This is a genomic window from Rhodococcus sp. NS-SX18 (assembly GCF_057367935.1).
Genome location: NZ_CM170633.1, coordinates 3,156,189 through 3,174,547 on the forward strand (window position 1 = coordinate 3,156,189; position 18,359 = coordinate 3,174,547).

At 70.6% G+C, this 18,359-nt stretch carries 18 protein-coding genes; 9 read left to right on the forward strand and 9 right to left on the reverse strand.

The window, feature by feature from the left end; all coding sequences use genetic code 11:
• Positions 1 to 194: 194 nt before the first annotated feature.
• Together AC2IPW_RS14520 and AC2IPW_RS14525 are read right to left on the reverse strand one after the other, a co-directional pair.
• Entirely contained in the window at positions 195 to 1,070 is an 876-nt protein-coding gene (locus AC2IPW_RS14520; RefSeq protein ID WP_486375097.1) for a cytochrome c oxidase assembly protein, read from the reverse strand.
• An 11-nt stretch (positions 1,071 to 1,081) separates the two neighbouring features.
• Positions 1,082 to 1,591, reverse strand: coding sequence for a DUF2243 domain-containing protein (locus tag AC2IPW_RS14525; protein ID WP_486375098.1), 510 nt, complete (start codon positions 1,589 to 1,591; stop codon positions 1,082 to 1,084).
• Between the two features lie 173 nt (positions 1,592 to 1,764).
• Here AC2IPW_RS14525 and AC2IPW_RS14530 point away from each other — a divergent pair, with 173 nt between their 5' ends.
• Positions 1,765 to 1,971, forward strand: coding sequence for a hypothetical protein (locus AC2IPW_RS14530; protein WP_486375099.1), 207 nt, complete (start codon positions 1,765 to 1,767; stop codon positions 1,969 to 1,971).
• Between the two features lie 354 nt (positions 1,972 to 2,325).
• On the opposite strand, the gene AC2IPW_RS14535 is transcribed toward AC2IPW_RS14530, so the two are convergent.
• Both AC2IPW_RS14535 and ctaC read right to left on the reverse strand, forming a co-directional pair.
• Positions 2,326 to 2,742 carry a cytochrome c oxidase subunit 4 gene (locus tag AC2IPW_RS14535; RefSeq protein WP_010594341.1) on the reverse strand — a complete coding sequence of 139 codons (417 nt, stop codon included), beginning with the start codon at positions 2,740 to 2,742 and terminating at the stop codon, positions 2,326 to 2,328.
• A 31-nt stretch (positions 2,743 to 2,773) separates the two neighbouring features.
• Positions 2,774 to 3,838 carry an aa3-type cytochrome oxidase subunit II gene (gene ctaC, locus AC2IPW_RS14540; RefSeq protein ID WP_450120304.1) on the reverse strand — a complete coding sequence of 355 codons (1,065 nt, stop codon included), beginning with the start codon at positions 3,836 to 3,838 and terminating at the stop codon, positions 2,774 to 2,776.
• Between the two features lie 272 nt (positions 3,839 to 4,110).
• On the opposite strand from ctaC, the gene asnB reads away from it, so the two are divergent.
• A complete protein-coding gene (gene asnB / locus AC2IPW_RS14545) occupies positions 4,111 to 6,036 on the forward strand; it encodes an asparagine synthase (glutamine-hydrolyzing) (RefSeq protein WP_003934111.1) in 1,926 nt (641 codons plus the stop codon).
• Positions 6,037 to 6,099: 63 nt separating this feature from the next.
• Here the strand turns inward: asnB and AC2IPW_RS14550 are convergent, their stop codons facing one another.
• Both AC2IPW_RS14550 and AC2IPW_RS14555 read right to left on the reverse strand, forming a co-directional pair.
• Positions 6,100 to 7,071, reverse strand: a complete 972-nt coding sequence (locus AC2IPW_RS14550; protein WP_289380583.1) for a carbohydrate kinase family protein — start codon at positions 7,069 to 7,071, stop codon at positions 6,100 to 6,102.
• Between the two features lie 113 nt (positions 7,072 to 7,184).
• Positions 7,185 to 7,535 carry a HesB/IscA family protein gene (locus tag AC2IPW_RS14555; protein WP_003934109.1) on the reverse strand — a complete coding sequence of 117 codons (351 nt, stop codon included), beginning with the start codon at positions 7,533 to 7,535 and terminating at the stop codon, positions 7,185 to 7,187.
• 146 nt (positions 7,536 to 7,681) lie between these two features.
• Between AC2IPW_RS14555 and AC2IPW_RS14560 the strand changes: the two genes are divergently transcribed.
• Positions 7,682 to 8,347: a DUF3043 domain-containing protein gene (locus AC2IPW_RS14560; RefSeq protein ID WP_003934108.1), complete on the forward strand. Its 666-nt coding sequence runs from the start codon at positions 7,682 to 7,684 to the stop codon at positions 8,345 to 8,347.
• Positions 8,348 to 8,423: 76 nt separating this feature from the next.
• Here AC2IPW_RS14560 and AC2IPW_RS14565 read toward each other — a convergent pair whose 3' ends face one another.
• Positions 8,424 to 8,639, reverse strand: coding sequence for a hypothetical protein (locus AC2IPW_RS14565; RefSeq protein WP_486375100.1), 216 nt, complete (start codon positions 8,637 to 8,639; stop codon positions 8,424 to 8,426).
• 134 nt (positions 8,640 to 8,773) lie between these two features.
• Here AC2IPW_RS14565 and cobT point away from each other — a divergent pair, with 134 nt between their 5' ends.
• Positions 8,774 to 9,877 (forward strand): nicotinate-nucleotide--dimethylbenzimidazole phosphoribosyltransferase, encoded by a 1,104-nt coding sequence (cobT, locus tag AC2IPW_RS14570; RefSeq protein ID WP_003934106.1) that lies wholly within the window; start codon positions 8,774 to 8,776, stop codon positions 9,875 to 9,877.
• Positions 9,877 to 10,629 (forward strand): adenosylcobinamide-GDP ribazoletransferase, encoded by a 753-nt coding sequence (locus AC2IPW_RS14575; RefSeq protein WP_003934105.1) that lies wholly within the window; start codon positions 9,877 to 9,879, stop codon positions 10,627 to 10,629. Before cobT ends, AC2IPW_RS14575 begins: the two co-directional genes overlap by 1 nt.
• Before the next feature lie 16 nt (positions 10,630 to 10,645).
• On the opposite strand, the gene AC2IPW_RS14580 is transcribed toward AC2IPW_RS14575, so the two are convergent.
• Positions 10,646 to 11,749 carry a branched-chain amino acid aminotransferase gene (locus AC2IPW_RS14580; protein ID WP_003934104.1) on the reverse strand — a complete coding sequence of 368 codons (1,104 nt, stop codon included), beginning with the start codon at positions 11,747 to 11,749 and terminating at the stop codon, positions 10,646 to 10,648.
• A 33-nt stretch (positions 11,750 to 11,782) separates the two neighbouring features.
• Entirely contained in the window at positions 11,783 to 12,883 is a 1,101-nt protein-coding gene (gene gcvT / locus AC2IPW_RS14585) for a glycine cleavage system aminomethyltransferase GcvT (RefSeq protein ID WP_486375101.1), read from the reverse strand.
• Positions 12,884 to 12,957: 74 nt separating this feature from the next.
• On the opposite strand from gcvT, the gene AC2IPW_RS14590 reads away from it, so the two are divergent.
• The 4 genes from AC2IPW_RS14590 (at position 12,958) to lipB (ending at position 18,300) form a co-directional block, all read left to right on the forward strand.
• A complete protein-coding gene (locus AC2IPW_RS14590) occupies positions 12,958 to 14,466 on the forward strand; it encodes a leucyl aminopeptidase (RefSeq protein WP_003934102.1) in 1,509 nt (502 codons plus the stop codon).
• A 257-nt stretch (positions 14,467 to 14,723) separates the two neighbouring features.
• Entirely contained in the window at positions 14,724 to 16,469 is a 1,746-nt protein-coding gene (gene sucB, locus AC2IPW_RS14595; protein ID WP_003934101.1) for a 2-oxoglutarate dehydrogenase, E2 component, dihydrolipoamide succinyltransferase, read from the forward strand.
• A gap of 111 nt (positions 16,470 to 16,580) precedes the next feature.
• Positions 16,581 to 17,471 carry a TIGR01777 family oxidoreductase gene (locus AC2IPW_RS14600; RefSeq protein ID WP_003934100.1) on the forward strand — a complete coding sequence of 297 codons (891 nt, stop codon included), beginning with the start codon at positions 16,581 to 16,583 and terminating at the stop codon, positions 17,469 to 17,471.
• A gap of 46 nt (positions 17,472 to 17,517) precedes the next feature.
• Positions 17,518 to 18,300: a lipoyl(octanoyl) transferase LipB gene (gene lipB / locus AC2IPW_RS14605; protein ID WP_003934099.1), complete on the forward strand. Its 783-nt coding sequence runs from the start codon at positions 17,518 to 17,520 to the stop codon at positions 18,298 to 18,300.
• Positions 18,301 to 18,359 lie beyond the last annotated feature (59 nt).

Sequence of the window (18,359 nt, forward strand, 5' to 3'; positions counted from 1 at the left end):
TCGTCCGTCCGAAGCTGAGGCCCCGAACCGCACGCGGTTCGGGGCCTCTGCCGTTCGGGACCGCTGCAGTTCGGGACCTCTGCCGTCCGCACGCGTCCCCGTACAGCCCGGGAGCGTCCGAGCGTGTGCGCGGACCGGAGCCCCGGCCGCTCCCCCGCCTCGGCGAACGTCCGGGGTGCGGGGGCAACCGGCGGCTACCGTCCGGGCGTGCCGGCACGCCGGCGCCCGCTCGGCGTCGCGTCGGCACCGGTCCCGGGAGGAACGTGAGGGCCTTCTGCTGCGTTCCGGCGGACGTTCCGGGCCCGGTCCCGGCCGGTGCGGCGGTACCACTCCGCGGCCGGCACGACGGCGAGCACCACCTCGACGAGGTCGCCGCCGTAGAACATCAGCAACGCACCGGCCTGCAGATCCGACGTGGCGACCTCGTGACCGGGCGGTGGGGACGCGTACAGGCTCTTGGCCAGGATCGCGTGCGCCGTCCCGGCGAGGAACAGGACCAGTGCCCGCGATCCGAGGCCGTAACGGTGCCGGACGGGGTCGACCTGGCAAATCGCGTAGGCGAACAGCACCCCGGTCGCGAACACGTGCAGATGGACGGCCGCCCCGAGCAGCGAATCGTGGTGCATGACCGCGAACAGGCCGGTGCGGTACAGCAGCCACAGACCGCCCGGATCGAGAACGGCCGCCACCGGCGGAGCTGTGAGCACCGCGACGGGCCACGAGTGCGTTACCGCCACCAGCGCCCGTCGCGCGGGACCCGGCTGCAGTGTTCGCAAGGCGAGCGTGACGGGGTGTGCGAGCACGAGCAGCACCGGGGCCACCATCCCGGCACCCAGGTGGACACCCATGTGGCCGGTGAAGGCCGGCACCGGCAGAGGCGCGGTCGCGGCAGCGACAATCGCAGACCCGGCGACGAAGGACGCATCCCGTGTCCGCGACCAGAGGTCGCCGCGCCGCCGCAGCCGGCTCGACGCGGCGAGGTAGGCACCGGCAATCGTCACGGCGGCAACGACCACGAGCAGTTGCAGAGGCCCCGGACTACCCGGAGCGAGCATCGAATGGTCGTGCATACCGTGACCGCCTACCGCCGTCGACTGTCCGCACGGACTGCCCGGATCATCAGGACCGCGCCCACGACGAGGAGCACCAGGGCGAAACCGTTCCAGGCGAGGTCGTACGGCAGCAGCTCGACGTCGTAGCGGATCTGATGGGTACGGAGCACCTTGTGGTCGACGATGCCGTCGAACAGCTGGAAGCCCCCCGCGCCGAGGAACACGGCCGCGCGGAAACGACGAACCGCCACTGCGTTCTGCCGGCGTAGATCGACGAACAGCACGAACCCGGCCACCAGCAACAGCAGTTCCGCGGTGTGGAGGAGCCCGTCGGCGAGCAGGCCCACCGCCGGCGTGGACCGGTCGAAGAAGTGGTGCCACCCGAGGAACTGGTGGAACACGATCTCGTCTACCGCCGCCATGAACGCCACTCCGAGCGGGACGCCACTGACGACGGACCGTCGGACGAGAACGGGCGCGAGAGCTACGGTCCGGTCGTCACGCTCGACGGCGCCTGCCGGTCGGGGCCGATTGGTCATGGCATCGTCGTCTCCGGGCGCGGCCCCCGCTCGGGGACGGGGCGCTCAGCCGTTTTGCGATGGAGCCCCGGGGAACCCGACCCGGGCATGTCGAGAAACGTCGTATGGGAAGGTCTCGTCGCCGGGGCAGTCGGCGCGACGGTGATGACACTGGCGAGAGGATCGAGCAGCAGGTGACAAGGCACCCCGACTCCTACGTGCCGGCCCGCGTCCTCGAACGGCTCACCGGGCTGCCGGAGGCTCCCACGCGACGGCCGCTGCTGCCGAACTGGGCCACGTACCACGGGCAGGGCGCCGTGCTGGGAGTCGTGCGGTCGGTGATGTCGGAGGTGGGTTGCGAGGGCCGTGGGCATCCGCGAAGTTCACGGTCCTGCCGCTGACCAACGATCAGATCCTGGAGAACGCCACGGCGGCCGGCGCCCCGCCGCAGACGTGACCCGGTCGGAACTCGTGGTCGACGTCCTGGCGGTATACGCCTTCGTCACCGGAGTCGTCGCTGACGCTCTGGCAGCGCGCCGGGGCCACGGACCGGGACAGCTGCACGCCGCGACACTGCCTGGTCGGCATGCCGGTGTCGGTCCCGTGCCCCGCGACCGGGCCATGGGCCGGTCGCCACGATGACCCCCTCCCGTAGCGGACCGTCGTCCGCGGCACGACGCTCCCGGAAACACAGAAACCGCGGGGCGGCCTCCTCTCGTGAGGCCGCCCCGCGGTGTCGTGCGTCTACGTGTGCGTCAGTGCTTCTCGGGTCCGACGTGGTACTCGAACACCAGGCCGGCCGCGGCAGCGAGGATGAGCACCACGGCGAGGACGATCAGCCACGGCTGGAAGAAGGCCAGCGCGATGGCGGCGAAGGCGGCTGCCCCGGCCAGCAGGATCGGCCAGTAGCTGCCCGCGCTGAAGAAGCCCAGGTCGCCGGCGCCGTCGCTGATCTCGGCCTCCTCGTAGTCCTCCGGTCGGGTGTCGAGGCGACGGGCCACGAACCGGAAGTAGGTGCCGACGATGAGGGTCAGGCCCGCCGAGAGCACGATCGCCGTGAGGCCGGCCCACTCGATGCCCGTGCGGGACAGTCCGGTGAACACTCCGTAGACGATCGCGACGAGCACGAAGAACACCGTCACGACTTCGAAGAGCTTGGCTTCGATCTTCATATCAGCTTGTCCTTGGTCGGAGGGTTACCGGTCAGTTGCCCGCGGTGACGACGCCGCTGGCCGCCCGGTCGGTGCGGTCGGTCTTGAACGGGGTGGTGGACGTCGCGACCGGGGACTCGCCGATACGCTCGAGCGCCTGCGCGTTGGTCAGGCCCTGGCCACCGTCCTCGACGGGCTTGCGGAGTTCGATGTACTCCGCGAACCGCTCCGGGCTCACCGCGCGGACCTCGAAGTTCATCATCGCGTGGTAGGTGCCGCACATCTCGGCGCAGCGGCCGACGAACGCGCCTTCCTTCTGGATCTCGGAGATCTGGAAGACGGGATCGGAGCTGTTGTTCAGCGGGTTCGGGTTGACGTCCCGCTTGAACAGGAACTCCGGCACCCAGAAGGAGTGGATCACGTCGGAGGAGGCGAGCACGAACTCGATCCGGCGGTCGGTCGGCAGGACCAGGACCGGGATCTCGTTGCTGGTGCCGACCGTCTCGATCTTGTTGTAGTGCAGGTACGACAGGTCCTCGGTCTCCTGACCGTGGATCGGGGCCGGGATCTCGTGCTCGCCGCCGGCGTGCTCCTCGTCGTCGCCCGCGACCGCGGCCTGGGCGATCTCGTCCGTGCCCTCGTACCGCGCGGTGCCCTCACCGAGATCGATCGTGCGGTAGCCGAACTTCCAGTTCCACTGGAACGCCGTGACGTCGACGACGACGTTCGGGTTGTCCTCCTTGTCGAGGACGTAGTTCTGCACCACCACGGTGAAGTAGAACAGCACCGCGATGATGACGAACGGCACAGCCGTGTACAGCAGCTCGAGCGGCACGTTGTAGGCCGTCTGCCGCGGGAACTCCGGCGAGTCCTTCTTCTTGCGGTGGAAGATGACCACCCAGAAGGTCAGGCCCCACACCAGCACACCCATGACGAGGGCGGCGACGACCGACCACGTCCACAGCTCACGCATACGCTCGGCCTGCGGGGTAATCCCCTCCGGCCAGCCGAAACGCAGGACTTCCTCGCTGCTGCATCCCGTCAGCAGCAGGGCTGCAATACCGAGAGATGCTGCCAGCCCGAACCGCCGAAGGATCCGACCTTGCGCCACGTTCACGCCTTCCTGATCGCCGCAATTCCACTAGGGCACACCCGGAGGGCAGACCCAATTACTACGCAGCGTAGACCAAACCCGGCTGCTATCCATCCCCGGGGCGCACACAACGTGTCGCGTCGTCGCGTGCCCGCTGCTCACGACCGGGTCGACCCCGGCCGCCGGCTGCCGCGACCCCCGGGCTGCGGCATACTGCCATGCAGACCGTCGGTCCCTGCCGCGGCAACATTCCCGGGGGCCGAATCCATCCCAACCGGAATGAGGTATCGGACGCCGTGTGCGGACTGCTCGGGTTACTGACCACTGACGGCACCAGCGACGACGCCGTCGCCAAGGTCGACTCCGCGATGCACTGCCTGCGCCACCGTGGTCCCGACGAGCACGGCACCTGGCACGACGGTGACCTGGTCTACGGCTTCAATCGGCTGTCGATCATCGACATCGCGCACTCGCACCAGCCGCTGCGCTGGGGACCCCCGGAGTCTCCGGAGCGCTACGCCCTGACTTTCAACGGGGAGATCTACAACTATCTGGAGCTGCGTGCCGAGCTGACCGAGAAGTACGGGACCCAGTTCTCCACCGAGGGCGACAGCGAGGCCATCGTCGCCGCGTACCACCACTGGGGTGCCGACGCGGTGCGACGGCTTCGCGGCATGTTCGCGTTCGCGGTCTGGGACACCGAGACGCGCGAGTTGTTCCTCGCCCGCGATCCCTTCGGCATCAAGCCGCTGTTCCTCGCCACGGGCACCGGCGGTACCGCGTTCGGCAGCGAGAAGAAGAGCCTGCTCGAGCTGGCCGACGTGATCGGGATCGGCACCGGACTCGATCCCCGGGCCGTCGAGCACTACACGGTGTTGCAGTACGTGCCCGAACCGGAAACCCTGCACGCGGAGATCCGGCGGCTCGAGTCCGGGTGCTTCGCCCGCGTGCGCCCGGGCGGCCGCCCCGAGATCACCCGATACTTCGAGCCGACGTTCCCCGTCCGTCCCTTCGCCGCGGGTCGGGAGGACGACCGTTACCGGGAGATCGCGGAGGCGCTCGAGGACTCCGTCGCCAAGCACATGCGCGCCGACGTGACGGTGGGATCGTTCCTGTCCGGCGGTATCGACTCCACGGCCGTCGCGGCCCTCGCGATGCGGCACAACCCGAACCTGATCACGTTCACCACCGGGTTCGAGCGCGAGGGCTACTCGGAGGTCGACGTGGCCGCCGAATCCGCCGCCGCGATCGGCGCGCGCCACGTCGTCAAGGTCGTCTCCCCTGCCGAGTTCGCTGCCGCGATCCCCGAGATCGTGTGGTACCTGGACGACCCCGTCGCCGATCCCGCGCTGGTGCCCCTGTGGTTCGTCGCCAAGGAAGCTCGCAAGCACGTGAAGGTGGTGCTCTCCGGGGAAGGCGCCGACGAGTTGTTCGGCGGCTACACCATCTACCGCGAGCCGCTGTCGCTGAAGCCGTTCGAGTACCTGCCGAAGTCGATGCGGCGTGCGGCCGGGAAGCTGTCGGAGCGCATCCCCGAGGGCACCCGCGGAAAGAGCCTGCTCCATCGCGGGTCGATGACGCTCGAGGAGCGGTACTACGGCAACGCCCGCAGCTTCAACGACGCACAGCTGCGGGCCGTGCTGCGCGACTTCCGTCCGGAGTGGACGCACCAGGACGTCACCGCGCCGATCTACGCCCGCTCCGCCGGGTGGGATCCTGTCGCGCGGATGCAGCATCTCGACCTGTTCACCTGGCTGCGCGGCGACATCCTCGTCAAGGCAGACAAGATGACGATGGCGAATTCGCTGGAACTGCGAGTGCCATTCCTCGACCCGGAGGTCTTCCGCGTCGCCTCACAGGTACCGCTGGATCAGAAGATCACGAAGAACACCACCAAGTACGCGCTGCGTCGAGCCCTCGAGGGCATCGTCCCGCCGCACGTGCTGCACCGGGCGAAGCTCGGCTTCCCGGTGCCGCTGCGGCACTGGCTGCGCGGAACCGAACTGTTCGACTGGGCACGCAACGTGATCGCCGAGTCGGGCACCGAGCACCTGCTGGACAAGGCGGCCGTCGCCCGGATGCTCGACGAACACCGCGAGGGCCGGACCGATCACAGCCGGCGGCTGTGGACGGTGCTGGTGTTCATGATCTGGCACGGCATCTTCGTCGAGCAGCGCATCGTGCCGGAGATCCAGGAGCCGGCGTACCCCGTCGAGGTGTAAGGGCCGCTACGCGGCCGGTGTGTCCTTTGGGCGGCTCCCACCGCCCAAAGGACACACCGGCGGTCACGGGAGGATCGCGGCGATCTCGTCCGCGGCGTCCTGGCCGTACGCGACCGTCAGCCGCTTGACCGCGTCGGGGCGGTCGAAGGTCCATTCCTGGGTGCCGGTCGTCTCGAGTACCAGAACCGCGACGAGCGAGCCGAGCTGAGCGGCACGCTCGAGGGAGAGGCCCGCCCGGTGCCCCAGCAGGAATCCCGCCCGGAACGCGTCGCCGACGCCGGTGGGGTCCACCTTGGCCCGCTCGGGCACGACGCCCACGTGAGTCCGGCGGCCGTCCCGTTCGACGATCTCGACACCGTTACCGCCGAGCGTGGTGACCCGCAATCCGACCATGGCGCGGATCTGCGCCTCGGTCAGGCCGGTCTTCTGCTGCAGGAGTCCCCACTCGTATTCGTTGGTGAACAGGTAGGCGGCGCCGTCGATCAGCCGGGCAGACTCCTCACCGCTGAGACGGGCGAGCTGCTGAGACGGGTCGGCCGCGAACGGCACACCGAGCTGCCGGCACTCGTCGGTGTGCCGGGCCATCGCCTCCGGATCGTTGGCGCCGATCAGGACCAGGTCGACACCGTGTGTCCCGGTCACCTCGGCGAGGGAGATGTCCCGGGCCTCGGACATCGCGCCGGGGTAGAACGACGCGATCTGGGCCATCGCCTCGTCGGTCGTGCACACGAAGCGCGCGGTGTGCGCGGTCTGCGACACGTGCACGGGGCTGCAGTCGACGCCGTTGCCCTCGAGCCACGCGCGGTACTCGGCGAAGTCGGCGCCCACCGCTCCGACGAGCACCGGCGCCCCGCCGAGCACGCCCATCGCGTAGGCGATGTTGCCGCCCACACCGCCACGGCGGACCACCAGGTCGTCGACCAGGAAGCTGAGCGAGATGTGGCTGAGCTGGTCTGCGACGAGCTGCTCGGCGAAGCGTCCGGGGAAACGCATGAGGTGGTCGGTGGCGATGGAACCGGTCACGGCGATGGTCACGTGGCTGGGCCTTTCAGCGGAGGACTGGGATCGATCTCACGCTACCCGCACCCACCGGACAGCAGTGCGGCCCCGACGCGAGATCGCGCCGGGGCCGCACTACGGGACCCGCGTCAGTTGAACGAATCGCCGCAGGCGCAGGAGCCGGTGGCGTTCGGGTTGTCGATCGTGAAGCCCTGCTTCTCGATCGTGTCGACGAAGTCGATCGACGCGCCTTCGACGTAGGGCGCGCTCATCCGGTCGACGGCGAGGATGACGCCACCGAAGTCACGGGTGAGATCCCCGTCGAGCGTCCGGTCGTCGAAGAACAGCTGGTAGCGGAGGCCGGCACACCCGCCCGGCTGCACGGCGATGCGCAGCGAGAGGTCGTCGCGGCCCTCCTGGTCGAGCAGCGCCTTCGCCTTGGCGGAGGCGGCCTCGGTCATGGTGACGCCGTGAGTGGCGGTCTCGTCCTGCACAGTCATGGGCGCTCCCTCGTCTTTCGTGTCGAAACCCGGTTCCCTCAACGGTACCGCGCGTGGATCTATTCCTCATGCGCGGTACCGGACCGTGCGGGGGCCTGACCGGGGGCGATTTCCCGGCCGGGCCGGTTTTCCCATAGCCTGGAGGGGTGAAGTTGCTACGCCGCGGCGGTTCCGACGAATCCGACAACGAGGACCTCGGCGCGTCCGAGTCCGTCGCCGCTCCCCAGTCCGAGGGAGGCAAGGGGACGACCGGTAAGGGCCGTCCCACTCCGAAGCGCCGGGAGGCCGAGGCGCGTCGGCGCGGTCCCGTCGCTCCGGCTCCGCTGACTGCCAAGGAGGCGAGGGCACGCCGCAAGGCAGCCAAACAGTCCCTCTCCAAGGATGAACGCAAGGCGCAAGCGGCCGAGCGTCGCGCCGCCGCGGGCGAGCGCCGCACCCGGATGCTCGCGGGCGAGGAGAAGTATCTGCTGCCCCGCGACAAGGGTCCCGTGCGGGCCTACGTCCGCGATCTGGTGGACAGCCGTCGCAACCTGGTCGGTCTTTTCATGCCGATGGCGCTCATCCTGATCATGACGATGTTCCTCGGTCCGGTGGTCCAGCAGTACGTGACGCTGGCGATGTTCGCGATGATCGTGCTCATGGTGATCGAAGGGATCTACCTCGGCCGTCTCGTGAACAAGAAGGTCCGGGCCCGTTTCCCCGACACCACCGAGGGCGGATTCGGTCTCGGGTGGTACGCGTTCGTGCGGGCCTCCCAGATCCGCAAGCTCCGGGCGCCACTGCCCCGGGTCTCCCCCGGCGACGCCGTCTGACCGCAGCCCACCGGCACGCCGGTCGGTGATACGGCGACCGGCACACCGGTCAGTGATACGGCGACCGGCACACCGGTCAGTGATGCGGCGACCGACGCGCGTCGATCGCGCTGCGCACCCAGTCGGCCGTCGGGTCGCCACCGATGGGCGACGGGTCCTGCGGCCGGAACTGGTTGCAGCGCCACCACGCCCGGGTCACCCACCGCGGGGCGGGACGGGAACGGACCCGGGCGAGTTCGACGCCGGCGAAGAGTGTGATCGGCACGAGGACGATCACGGCGATCTGGCTCATGACGGACAGTCTGTCGCCGGCGACCCGGCCGAGACAGTGGCAGCAATGCCATCTACCGTCGATTTTCTGCCGCAGTGCGGGTTGATAGCGTCCAGCGGTGGCTTCGGCCTCCGCGACTTCGTGAAAGGTGCCCCGTGAGCAGCGAATCCGTTTCCTCCGCCGACGTCGTCTTCCCGCCCGTCGTCGCGCCCGATCCGGAGGTCCGCCGGCGCGCCGACGCCCGGCAGCGCGATCTCACCAAGCCTGCCGGTTCCCTCGGCCGGCTCGAGGAATTGGGCTGCTGGGTCGCGTCCTGCCAAGGACAGGTCCCGCCCCGGCCCTTCACCCGCCCCCGCGTGGTGGTGTTCGCCGGTGATCACGGGGTGGCCCGCGGCGGCGTCTCGGCGTATCCCCCCGAGGTCACCGCTCAGATGGTTGCCAACTTCCTCGCCGGTGGTGCCGCGGTCAACGTGCTCGCCGGGGTCGCCGGCGCCGGGGTCCGGGTCGTGGACATGGCCGTCGACGGCGACACGGATCCGGCCGTCTCCGCGCACAAGGTGCGCCGATCGAGCGGGGCCGTCGACCGGGAGGACGCGCTCACCGAGCAGGAGACCCTGCGGGCGATCGCCGCCGGACGATCCGTGGCCGACGAGGAGGTCGACGCGGGAGCCGACCTCCTCGTCGCGGGCGACATGGGGATCGGGAACACCACCCCTGCGACGGCGCTGATCGCCACCCTCACCGGCACCGAACCCGTCGCGGCGGTCGGCCGTGGCACCGGGATCGACGACGCCGCGTGGATGCGCAAGGTCGCCGCGATCCGGGACGCGATGCGACGCGCCCGGCCCCACGCCCGCAACCCGGTGGCCCTGCTGCGCACCGCCGGCGGCGCCGACCTCGCCGCGATGGCCGGCTACCTCGCCCAGGCGTCGGTGCGCCGGACCCCGGTCGTGCTCGACGGGGTCGTGGTCACCGCTGCCGCACTCGTCGCCGAGGAACTGGCGCCCGGGGCCCGGGACTGGTGGGTTGCCGGGCACCGCTCCACCGAACCGGCTCATACGCTGGCCCTGCGGCACCTGAACCTCGATCCCCTCGTCGACCTGGGAATGCGCCTCGGCGAGGGTTCGGGAGCGGTTGCCGCGCTGCCGATCCTGCACGGTGCGGTCGCGGTGCTCACGAACATGGCGACGTTCGCCGAAGCCGGCGTGAGCACCCGTGACGAGGACGCCGCGCCGGTCACCGAGCCGCGCGGCGACTGATGCGCGGCGTCGCTCTCGCTCTGTCCTGGCTCACTGTGCTGCCTATCCGGGGTCCTGGGCACATCGATCGCAGCGCGGGGGGCGCGGCCGTCGCCGCGGCACCGGTGGCCGGCCTCGTGCTGGGCCTGGGCACCGCGGGCGTGCTGTGGGCGGCCGTCGCCATCGGCTGCACTCCCCTGCTCGCGGGCCTGATCGGGGTGGGATTCCTGGGCCTCGCGACGCGTGGCATGCACCTCGACGGCCTGTGCGACACCGCCGACGGGCTCGGCTGCTACGGACCGCCGGAGCGGGCACGTGAGGTGATGAAGTCGGGCGGCGCCGGACCGTTCGGGGTGGCCACCCTGGTACTCGTGCTGGGGGCGCAGGCAGCCTCGTTCGGAGCGCTCGCCGACGCTCGATCCTGGTTCGCCGTGGTCCTCGCGGTCACCGCCGGCCGGGTCACGGTCGTCCTCGCATGCCGCCGTGGTGTCGCCGCAGCACCGGGCAGCGGGTTCGGTGCCCTGGTCGCCGGGACGCAGCCGCTCGGGGTGCGCCTCCTGTGGGCCGTCGTCGTGGTCGTCGCGGCTGCCTGGTGCGTGCCGGGCGCCTGGTGGGCCGGCCCGGCGACGGTCGCCGTGGGGCTCGTGGCCGCACTGCTGCTGGTGCGGCACTGCGTCCGCCGGTTCGGCGGTCTCAACGGTGACGCGCTCGGCGCCGGCCTCGAGACGACGGTGACGGTTGTGGCGGCGGCGTTGAGCGCGGCCGTCGGATAGGACGGCCGCGCCGGGCTCAGCGCAGCGTCGTCAGCCAGCCGTGCGTGTCGGCGAAGGTGCCGCGCTGGATCCCGGTGAGGGTGTCGCGCAACGCCATGGTGACCTCGCCGGGCTCGCCGTCGCCGACGGTGAACTCGCCGTCGCGGCTCTTGACGGTACCGACCGGGGTGATCACCGCCGCGGTCCCGCACGCGAAGACCTCGGTGATCTGCCCGCTGGCGACCTCGGACTCCCATTCCTGCACCGAGATCTTGCGCTCCTCCACTTCGAGGCCGGCCTCCCTGGCCAGCGTGAGCAGCGAGTCCCGGGTGATGCCGGGCAGCAACGAGCCGGACAGCTCCGGCGTCACCAGCTTCGCGTCGGCGCCCGACCCGAAGATGAAGCACAGATTCATGCCGCCCATCTCCTCGATGTAGCGACGCTCGACGGCGTCGAGCCACACCACCTGGTCGCACCCCTGCTCGACGGCTTGCGCCTGGGCCAGCAGCGACGCCGCGTAGTTGCCGGAGAACTTGGCGTCGCCGGTGCCGCCCGGTGCGGCCCGCACGTACTCCTGCGAGATCCACACGCTCACCGGCTTGACGCCACGAGGGAAGTACGCGCCGGCCGGGGACGCGATCAGCACGTACCGGTACTGATTCGCGGGCCGCACGCCGAGCCCCGCCTCGGTGGAGAACATGAACGGCCGCAGATACAGCGACTCCTCGCCCCCGGCGGCCGGCACCCATTCGTGGTCGGCCTCGACCAGTTCCGCGATCGACCGGACGAACAACTCGTCCGGCAGCTCGGCCATTGCCAGGCGCCGCGAGGACCGGCGCATCCGCTCGGCGTTGGAGTACACGCGGAAGGCTGCGATGCTGCCGTCGGGCTGCCGGTAGACCTTCAGACCCTCGAAGATCGCCTGCCCGTAGTGCAACACCATCGCGGCCGGGTCGAGCTGCATCGGTCCGTAGGGCTGAACGGTGGCGTCGTGCCAGCCGCGGCCCTCGGTGTAGTCGATCGTGACCATGTGATCGGTGAAGTACCGGCCGAATCCCGGATCCGCCAGTACTTCTCCCCGCCGTTCCGCGGAGGCGGGCGAGGGGTGCGGAAGGTGGGCGAATTCGAGGACACCGGTCATGACCGATGATCCTATCGAACCGCTCGCACGGTCCTACTTGGTGTGGTCGGGGACGAACGGAGGCGCGACGAGCTGGGCGCGCAGGGCGCGTCCCCGGACGTCGACCGTGACCTCGTCACCGGCGGCCGGCTCCCCGGCAGTCTCGAGGAGCGCCAGCGCGATCCCGACCTTCAACGTCGGGGAGAACGTGCCGGACGTCGTCTCCCCCACCGAAGTTCCGTCGCGCGACACCTTCAGGCCGGGTCGCAGCACCCCGCGATCGAGCGCCCGCAGTCCCCACAGTCGCCGCGCGGGACCGGACTCCTTCTCCGCGACGAGCGCCGCGCGGCCGCGGAATGCCGGCTTGCTCCAGCCCACGGCCCACCCGCAGCGGGCCTGCAGGGGCGAGATGGTCTCCGACAGTTCGTGTCCGTGCAACGGGTAGCCCATCTCGGTCCGCAGGGTGTCGCGAGCCCCGAGGCCAGCGGCCTGACCGCCGGCCGCACGCACGGCGTCGGCCAGGGCACGGAACAGCGACTCCGCGTCGGCCCACCGCGGTACCAGTTCGAAGCCGCGCTCACCGGTGTATCCGGTGCGGCACACCCGTACCGGCCGATCGTTCCACCGGGCGTCCACGAAGCTCATGTAGCCCAGCTCGGTGGGCAGACCCAGCCCCTGCAGGACGGCCTCGGCGTTCGGTCCCTGCACGGCGAACACACCGTAGTCCCGGTGCTGGTTCGTCACGGTCACGCCTTCGGGGGCATGCGCGGCGAGGACCTCGACCACCGCTGCGGTGTTCGCGGCGTTCGGCACGAGGAACAATTCCTCGTCGGAGACGTAGTAGACGATCAGGTCGTCGGTGACGCCGCCGGCTTCGTTGCAGCAGAGGGTGTACTGCGCCTTGCCCGGCCCGATCTTGCGCAGGTCGTTGGTGAGTGTCGCGTTCACGTAGTCCGCCGCACCCGGCCCGGCGACGAGGGCCTTGCCCAGATGACTGACGTCGAACAGGCCGACGTTCTCGCGCACGGCGGTGTGTTCGGCCACGGTACCGGCGTACGAGACGGGCATCTGCCAGCCACCGAAGGCCGCGAAGGTCGCTCCGAGTTCGGTGTGGACGGCGTGGATCGGGCCCTGCAGCAATGGCTGGTCGCTCATGTGCCCCACGCTATCCCACCCCCCGGGATCACTAGCATCGGTGCCACGACCCCCCTTTCCCGTAGGAGACGCCTGTGAGTGCCCTTTCACCCACCCTGCCCGAACTCGTTCTCGCCGGAAGCGTGTCCAAGCGCGCGGACGTCCTCGTCGTCGGCCTGACCGCCGGCGACAGCGGCCCCGAGGCCCTGCTCGGCGACGGCCTGGTGGACGAGGACGTCCTCGGCGGACTGCTCGACACCCTGCAGTCCGTCGGTGCCGCGGGCAAGGCCGAGGAGGTCACCCGGATCCCCGCGCCCGCCGCCCTGCCGGTCACCAGCGTGCTCGCCGTCGGGCTCGGCGCCGCCGACAAGCTCGACGCCGAGCAGGTGCGCCGCTCCGCCGGCGCTGCGGCGCGCGCCCTCGCCGGCGTCTCCGTGGTCGCGACGACCCTGTCCGCCGTGGATCTCGGCGCAACCGCGGAGGGCTTCGCGCTCGGCGCCTACACGTTCACCGAGTTCCGCACCACCAAGTCGAACTCCGGCGACGCGCAGCCGCCCGCCCGGATCGAACTTCTCGTCTCGTCGCCACGCGCCCGGGAGACCAAGGCGGAGCTGGCCCGGTCGGCTGCCGTCGCCGAGGCGGTCGCCACCGCGCGCCAGTTCGTCGACACCCCGCCGAGCCACCTGTTCCCGGCCGAGTTCGCCGAGCGCGCGAAGGCGCTCGGCACCGCCGCCGGGCTGAAGGTCGAGGTGCTGGACGAGAAGGCGCTCGAGCAGCAGGGCTACGGCGGCATCGTCGGGGTAGGCAAGGGCTCGTCGCGCCCGCCGCGGCTCGTGCGCCTGAGCTACTCGGCCAAGAAGCGGAAGGCGCCGAAGGTCGCGCTCGTCGGCAAGGGCATCACGTTCGACACCGGCGGCATCTCCATCAAGCCGGCCGCCGGAATGGAGAACATGACGTCCGACATGGGCGGTGCGGCGGCGGTGGTCGCGACGGTCGTGCTCGCCGCGAAGCTCGGGGTGGCGGCGGACGTGACCGCGACGGTACCGATGGCCGAGAACATGCCGTCCGCGACGGCACAGCGACCCGGCGACGTGCTGACCCAGTACGGCGGCACCACCGTCGAGGTGATCAACACGGACGCCGAGGGTCGGCTCATCCTGGCCGACGCCATCGTCCGTGCCTGCGAGGACGAGCCCGACTACCTGATCGACACCGCGACGCTCACCGGCGCGCAGATGGTCGCACTGGGGACCCGGACGCCCGGCGTCATGGGCACCGACGAGTTCCGGGACCGGGTCGCCCGGCTCTCGCAGGAGGTGGGCGAGAACGGGTGGGCGATGCCGCTGCCGGCCGAGCTGCGCGCGGACCTGAAGTCCCGGGTGGCCGACCTGGCCAACGTCACGCCGCATCGCTGGGGCGGGATGCTCGCCGCCGGCCTGTACCTGAAGGAGTTCGTGGCCGAGGGTGTGCAGTGGGCCCACATCGACATCGCCGGGCCGGCCTTCAACACCGGGAGCCCGTTCGGCTATGTCGGCAAGGGCGGCACCGGCGTACCGGTGCGAACCCTCATCGCGGTCATCGAGGACATCGCGAACAACGGGTGATCCGTCCCGCGCTTCCCTGCCGGGGTGCAGGGACGCGCGGGCGCACGTGACCCAACCCTCGTCGAACGTCGCCGAGGGATCAGTGCAAGGATGGTCGAGGTCATACCCGGCATCGGGTGTGGTCTCAACCGAACACCGCAAGACACCGCACGAGACCGTGGCCTCGAGCACAATGGTCAGCGACCACACAATGGTCCGCGACCATCGGTCGGCACAACTCAACACACCCGAACACAACCGTCGAGGAGTCAACAGACATGGCCTTCTCCGTCCAGATGCCAGCGCTTGGTGAGAGCGTCACCGAGGGAACTGTCACGCGATGGCTCAAGCAGGAAGGAGACACGGTCGAAGTCGACGAGCCGCTGCTCGAAGTTTCCACGGACAAGGTCGACACCGAGATCCCCTCGCCCGCGGCCGGTGTGCTGGTGAAGATCGTCGCCCAGGAGGACGAGACGATCGAGATCGGCGGTGAGCTGGCGGTGATCGGTGACTCCGCCGACGACGGAGGATCGTCCACCGCTCCCGCTGCCGCCCCGTCGGAGGAGGCGGCACCCGAGGAAGAGTCCACCCCCGAACCGGAACCCGAGCCGGAGCCCGAGCCGGCCTCGTCCGGTTCCGACACCGGCTCCGCCGAAGGCACTCCGGTCACCATGCCGGCGCTCGGTGAGTCCGTGACCGAGGGCACCGTCACCCGGTGGCTGAAGTCCGTCGGAGACGAGGTCGCGGTCGACGAACCCCTGCTCGAGGTGTCCACGGACAAGGTCGACACGGAGATCCCGTCCCCCGTGGCCGGTGTGCTCCTCGAGATCAACGCCGACGAGGACGAGACCGTCGAGGTCGGCGGACAGCTCGCGGTGATCGGGTCGGGAACCCCGGCCGCGGCGCCGTCGAAGCCCGAACCCAAGCCCGAACCGAAGCCCGAGCCGAAGCCCGAGCCCGAGCCGGCGAAGCAGGCGGCCCCCGAGCCGGCGAAGCAGCCCGCCCCGGAACCCGCGAAGCAGGCAGCCCCGGCGCCCGCCCCGGCTGCCGCGGCTGCGGAGACCCCGGGTGGCGCCACGCCGTACGTCACACCCCTCGTCCGCAAGCTCGCCGCCGAACACGACGTCGACCTGTCGACGGTGTCCGGCACCGGAGTCGGCGGACGCATCCGCAAGCAGGACGTGCTCGCCGCCGCCGAGGCCGCGAAGGCCCCCGCGGCCGAGGCCCCGAAGGCTCCCGCCGCCAAGGCTCCCGCCGCCGCTCCGGCCGCGACCGCCGGTGTCCGCCCCGAGCTCGCCCACCTGCGCGGCACCACGCAGAAGGTCAACCGGATCCGTCAGATCACGGCAATCAAGACTCGCGAGTCGCTGCAGACCACCGCGCAGCTCACCCAGACCTTCGAGGTCGACGTCACCAAGATCGCGCATCTGCGGGCGCAGGCGAAGGCGACCTTCGCCGAGCGCGAGGGCGTCAACCTCACCTTCCTGCCCTTCTTCGCGAAGGCCGTCGTGGAGGCCCTCAAGGCGCATCCGAACATCAACGCCTCTTACGACGAGGACAAGAAGGAGATCACCTACCACGCGGCCGAGCACCTCGGCATCGCCGTGGACACCGAGCAGGGCCTGCTCTCCCCGGTGATCCACAACGCCGGCGACCTGTCGCTGGCCGGCCTGGCCCGCGCGATCGCGGACATCGCCAAGCGGGCGCGCAGCGGTGGCCTCAAGCCGGACGAACTGGCCGGTGGCACCTTCACGATCACGAACATCGGCAGCCAGGGCGCCCTGTTCGACACACCGATCCTGGTGCCGCCGCAGGCGGCGATGCTGGGCACCGGCGCGATCGTCAAGCGTCCGGTGGTGGTCACCGACGAGGCGGGCAACGAGTCGATCGGTGTGCGGTCGATGTGCTACCTGCCGCTGACCTACGACCACCGGTTGGTCGACGGTGCGGACGCGGGCCGGTTCCTCACCACGATCAAGCACCGTCTCGAGGAAGCGGCGTTCGACGCGGACCTGGGCCTGTGATCCAGGGCGTGTAGCCCGGCACCCACCGGACCCGGAAGCGGGGGCATCGTCACACCGACGAGGCCCCCGCTTCCGCGTCCCGGCCTCTGCGGATGCGGGACAATCTCCGGCATGCGCATCCTCGTGGCGGGCTCGTCGGGGCTGATCGGAACGGCCTCGGTGGCATGGTTGCGGGCACACGATCACGAGGTGCGCCGCCTCGTCCGCCGTCCCCCGGCGGCGCCGGACGAGTGGTTCTGGGACCCGCCGACGGGCCGGGTCGATCCTTCGGCGTTCGACCGCGTCGATGCCGTGGTGAATCTGTGCGGCTCGAGCGTGGACGAGCGTCGCTGGTCCGGCGCGGTCAAGCAAGAACTGCGCGACAGCCGGATCGTCCCGACCGACGTCCTCGCCACCGCCGCCGCCTCCGCCGGGGTGCCGACACTGGTCAACGCAGGCGCCGTCGGCGTCTACGGGCACACCGGCGAGGACGTGGTGGACGAACGCAGCCCCGCCGGGCAGGGGTTCGTCGCGGACCTGTGCCGCGACTGGGAAGCTGCCACCGCGCCCGCGCGGGCCGCCGGGGTGCGCACGATCGTTCTCCGCATCGGGATCGTTCTCAGCCCGCACGGCGGCATCCTGCGCCGCCTCCAGCCGCTCTTCCGGCTCGGTCTCGGTTCCCGGCTCGGTGACGGCCGGCAGTACATGTCGTGGGTGGCGCTCGAGGATGTGGTGTCGGCGCTGGGTTTCGTCCTCGGCCGCGGCGATATCGCCGGGCCGGTCGACGTCACCGGCCCGGCTCCCGTGACCAACGCCCGGTTCACGGAGGCGCTGGCGCACTCGGTGCACCGTCCGGCGCCGTGGACGACGCCCGGATTCGTGGTCGGCGCGGTCGTCGGGGAGATGGCGCACGCGCTGGTGCTCACCGGGCAACGCGCGCTGCCGACGGTGCTCGAGTCGGCGGGCTTCGAGTTCCGGTATCCGACGATCGGAGGCGCCCTGGCACACGCGTTCGGAACCTGAAGCCACCTCTTCGCCACAGCTCCCCGACGGCGTAGGGTCGAGGACTATGAGCAGCGCATCTTCCTCCGCCCGTTTCGATTCCGAACCCGTCGCGGTGGCGCATCTGGGGCTGATCGGATACCTGGAAGCGTGGGAGCGGCAACGGGAGATCGCCGCCGACCGGGCCGAAGGCCGCGGCGTCGACACCCTGCTGTTGCTCGAGCATCCGCCCGTGTACACCGCCGGCAAACGCACTGCCCCGGAGGACCGGCCCACCGACGGCACCCCGGTGATCGACGTCGATCGCGGCGGCAAGATCACCTGGCACGGGCCCGGCCAGCTGGTGGGCTACCCGATCGTCCGGCTCGGCGAACCCATCGACGTCGTCGGCTACGTGCGACGTCTCGAGCAGGCACTGATCGAGGTCTGCACCGATCTCGGCCTCGTGTGCGGCCGCGTGGAGGGCCGCTCGGGGGTGTGGCTGCCGGCCGAGCTGCGCGACGGGCACTGGCTCCCCGAACGCAAGATCGCCGCGATCGGGGTGCGGGTGCAGCGCGGGGTGACGATGCACGGGTTCTCCCTCAACTGCGATGCCACCCTCGACGCGTTCGACTCGATCGTGCCGTGCGGCATCCGCGACGCGGGCGTCACCTCGCTCACCGGTGAACTCGGACGGGACGTCACCGTCGCCGAGGTGATGCCGGCCGTGACCGCGGCGGTGATCGACGCTCTCGACGGCCGCCTGCCGGTGACGGATCACGACATCGAGCGGGTGACGTTCGAACAGGCCGTCGGTGCCGAACCGCCGCAGACCCCGCGGCCGGAGTTCACCACGGTGCGGTACGGCTGACCGGCTCCCCGAGGGGCCCGCACCGGGGTGGGCCCGGCCCGTGCCGCCGGGCGTAGGAT

Bases quoted from the DNA above. Each gene is read 5' to 3' on its own strand.
- AC2IPW_RS14555 (WP_003934109.1), bottom strand. From the start codon at position 7,535: ATGACTGTGCAGGACGAGACCGCCACTCACGGCGTCACCATGACCGAG.
- sucB (WP_003934101.1), top strand. From the start codon at position 14,724: ATGGCCTTCTCCGTCCAGATGCCAGCGCTTGGTGAGAGCGTCACCGAG.
- gcvT (WP_486375101.1), bottom strand. From the start codon at position 12,883: ATGAGCGACCAGCCATTGCTGCAGGGCCCGATCCACGCCGTCCACACC.
- AC2IPW_RS14525 (WP_486375098.1), bottom strand. From the start codon at position 1,591: ATGACCAATCGGCCCCGACCGGCAGGCGCCGTCGAGCGTGACGACCGG.
- AC2IPW_RS14565 (WP_486375100.1), bottom strand. From the start codon at position 8,639: ATGAGCCAGATCGCCGTGATCGTCCTCGTGCCGATCACACTCTTCGCC.
- AC2IPW_RS14600 (WP_003934100.1), top strand. From the start codon at position 16,581: ATGCGCATCCTCGTGGCGGGCTCGTCGGGGCTGATCGGAACGGCCTCG.
- AC2IPW_RS14520 (WP_486375097.1), bottom strand. From the start codon at position 1,070: ATGCACGACCATTCGATGCTCGCTCCGGGTAGTCCGGGGCCTCTGCAA.
- AC2IPW_RS14580 (WP_003934104.1), bottom strand. From the start codon at position 11,749: ATGACCGGTGTCCTCGAATTCGCCCACCTTCCGCACCCCTCGCCCGCC.
- AC2IPW_RS14575 (WP_003934105.1), top strand. From the start codon at position 9,877: ATGCGCGGCGTCGCTCTCGCTCTGTCCTGGCTCACTGTGCTGCCTATC.
- lipB (WP_003934099.1), top strand. From the start codon at position 17,518: ATGAGCAGCGCATCTTCCTCCGCCCGTTTCGATTCCGAACCCGTCGCG.
- AC2IPW_RS14535 (WP_010594341.1), bottom strand. From the start codon at position 2,742: ATGAAGATCGAAGCCAAGCTCTTCGAAGTCGTGACGGTGTTCTTCGTG.